Below are 1,485 nucleotides of genomic sequence, written 5' to 3'. Positions count from 1 at the left end.
CGGTGCGTATGAGCGCTGGAGCTACCGAATCGAGCAACTCAGCGATGACTGAACCACGAGTGCGGTTCTGGAGGCTGGCGAGACGTGCAATGACGTCGTGCGTCTGCGGTTCAAGCGTGACTTGAACGCGCGGTTTGAGCGTGGGCATGAATCTTCTCCGGTGGACACTTATCGCCGGAGTGTGGTGGCTGGGTGTGTACCTGTCAATCAGGTGGACACCTTTTGTGCGTTCTACCGCGCTACGCTTGGTGGCCGCGCCCGGTCGCCTGGCTGCTTCTGCGCTGCGCGCTAGACATCAACCAGCCGCCCAGACCCGGCAGCAATGGGTTGCGATGGTTTGTCGTCAATAAGTGCCCGCATGGCTTGCGGGAGCGCATCCCAGCCACCCAGTTCTGCCGCCCATTCAGCGATGATCCCTCCGTATTGCTTGCAAAGGGCTATACGTGAGCGTTCAGCGTCAGAGCGCCGCCATACGGTGCCTACAGCACGTTTCTTGAGGTCGTCCCAGCCAAGGACGGCTAGAGCATCAGCGACCCAGCCAGCACAGAACACGTCATCCGACTCCCAACCGGCAACGGCCATGCGATGTTCACCTTTAGGGCGCACCCGAACTTCGAGGCGAGTCCAATCCCTCGGAGCGTCACCACCCTGCTCATACCCTTTTTCGTACAGGCAGATCCGCACAGGCGACTGCGGCGAGCCGAGATAGAGCGTGCGAGCCTGCCCCCTGATCCAATCCCCGCGCTGCTCGATGCTTATCCCGTTGGCCTGGGCGAATGCAATCAGATGCCCCGACAGCGAGTCGAACGCGCCTTCCTCGATCCAATCAGCACACGAGTCAACCCGAGTGACACCGTAGGTGATATTTAGCCCTCTGAGCGCCTGTGCGAGCACTGGAGCTTCGGTAGAGCTTGCAGTGATGTTCACCCCAGGGTTACCACCCCACCAGAGCGTACAGAGCTTCGTTGAGCCCCTGCTGATTCGTCCACCGTGTGTGTATCCATGCATACCCCTGTCGGGGGCGAAATCGGACAAATCCCACGCCTTAAGCAAGGCCGAGAGGAGGCCCTTTTGGCTTGGGTCTTGGACGTAAACCGTCGCTTGATACCAATCGAACCGTGTCATTTGGCTGGACCCCGCTTGGCACTAGGCTTCCGGCGCGTTTTGACCGGTTTCGGAGGGGGGGTTGAGTCAGTACCTGACCCCCGTGTTACAGGGACGGGGGTTGACCCCTCTTCTGAGCCTTCATCGAGACGCTGCATGAGCATGTCCAATTGCTTGATCGAATCGCCCGAAACGGCCACAAGTTCGTCGTGGACACCTTCCACAACGGCGCGTAGTCCCTGCTTGACTTGATCGGGTGCTTCGAAGGCTGCTTCGAGCAACGCAACGGTGCGTATGAGCGCTGGAGCTACCGAATCGAGCAACTCAGCGATGACTGAACCACGAGTGCGGTTCTGGAGGCTGGCGAGACGTGCAATGACG

Annotated in this window: 2 protein-coding genes; both read right to left on the bottom strand. The window is 59.8% G+C overall.

Annotated features, from left to right (window positions below; genetic code table 11):
• Window positions 1-288 precede the first annotated feature (288 nt).
• Window positions 289-927: a replication initiation factor domain-containing protein gene (locus tag ACIGFL_RS24045; protein ID WP_366628328.1), complete on the bottom strand. Its 639-nt coding sequence runs from the start codon at window positions 925-927 to the stop codon at window positions 289-291.
• Window positions 928-1,121: 194 nt separating this feature from the next.
• The coding region (locus ACIGFL_RS24040) for a hypothetical protein (protein WP_397498805.1) at window positions 1,122-1,485 on the bottom strand (364 nt) is incomplete at its 5' end.

This window comes from Pseudomonas sp. NPDC077649, from assembly GCF_044542855.1.
In the GTDB taxonomy this organism is placed as follows: domain Bacteria; phylum Pseudomonadota; class Gammaproteobacteria; order Pseudomonadales; family Pseudomonadaceae; genus Aquipseudomonas.
The sequence above is the reverse complement of the archived record's forward strand: the minus strand, read 5'-3'. Positions and strand labels throughout refer to the sequence as shown.